Annotated in this window: 1 protein-coding gene; it reads left to right on the top strand. The window is 65.8% G+C overall.

Features of this window, described 5'->3' with window-relative positions:
• Nucleotides 1–1,533: glycosyl transferase (locus ABT116_RS45395; RefSeq protein ID WP_351646910.1), on the top strand; the 1,533-nt coding region annotated here is incomplete at both ends.

Consider the following 1,533-nt stretch of genomic DNA (forward strand, 5'->3'; position numbering starts at 1 on the left):
CTTCAGTCCGGCTACCTCTTCAACGCAGGACGCGATCAGGCGATGTGGGAATGGTTCTTCGCCGACACCGCCCACGCGCTCGCCCAGTTCCGCAGCCCGCTGTTCAGTGACCTGCAGAACTACCCGCTCGGCGTGAACCTGATGGCCAACACCGCGATGTTCGGCATCAGTATCCCGATGGCCCCGATCACGCTGATCTTCGGACCGACGGCCACGTATGCGATCGGGCTGACCGCCGGACTCGGCGGCACCGCCATCGCTTGGTACTGGGCATTCTCGCGGCACGTACTGACCGGTGTCTCCGTCCGCTCCAAGATCGCCGCCGCCGTCGGAGCGGGGTTCTGCGGATTCGCGCCCGCCATGATCTCGCACGCCAACGGCCATCCGAACTTCGTCGCTTTCTTCGTACTCCCCTTCATCTTCTTGCAGGTAGTACGCATCTCGAACGGCAAACGCCCGGTTCGCGACGGAATCGTTCTCGGCCTACTCGTCGCGTGGCAGATCTTCCTCGGCGAAGAGCCACTCCTCATCTTCACGATGTCAGCCATGGTGTTCGGCGCCGCCTACGCCCTGCCCGACCTGGCCAAGTCGCGCCAGGCGATCAAGCGCGCGATGCCCGGCCTCGTGATCGGCGGCGCAGTCACACTCCTGATCACCGCGGTGCCGCTGTGGTCGCAGTTCTTCGGCCCGGCGAGCTACGACGGCGTCTCACACGGTCAGGCCGGCAACGACACCGCTGCACTCACCACGTTCCCGACCGAATCGGTCGCGGGCGATCCCGAGGGCGCGGAGTTCCGGATGAACCCGACCGAGGAGAACGCGTACTTCGGCTGGCCGTTGGTGCTCCTGCTTCTCGGTGCAACGGTGTGGTTGTGGCGCATCCGCCTGACCCGCGCTGCGGCCGCCGTGATCGTGGTCATGGGTGTGCTCTCACTCGGGTCAGAACTGACCATCGACGGTGACAAGACCGGCATCACCCTGCCGTGGAAACTCCTCGCCGACTTGCCGTTGTTCGAATCGGTGCTCGAATCCCGATTCGCCATGGGCGCGATTCCGGCGATCGGACTGCTGCTCACCCTCGGCACCTACCGCGCTTTCGTCGAACTTCGTGGACCGCGCCGCACGGCGGCCGGTGTCTGGCTGGTGGCGCTCGCCGTCGCGATGATTCCCCTCATCCCGACGCCCATCGACGCCGATCAGCGATCTGCGACCCCAGAATTCATCACCAGCGGCTCGTGGGAGAACTACGTCAGCGACGGCACCTTGGTGACGGTCCCCGTCGCGAGCGCCGAAGACGCCCGCGCACTGAGCTGGCAGGTCGACGCCGACTTCGGCTTCCCCATCGCCGGCGGGTACTTCGTCGGCCCGGATTCGAAGACCCGCGCCGGAATCTACGGCGCCGAGTCCCGGCCCACCTCGACCCTGCTGGTCAATGCCAAACAAACCGGCAAGGTTCCGTTGATCGACGTGGGCACCAGAGCCAACGCGCTGACCGACCTGCGGTACTGGCACGCCGACGTCCTGGTGCTTCCC

Origin of the sequence: Streptomyces sp. NPDC002130, assembly GCF_040296465.1 — a bacterium.
GTDB lineage: Bacteria > Actinomycetota > Actinomycetes > Streptomycetales > Streptomycetaceae > Streptomyces.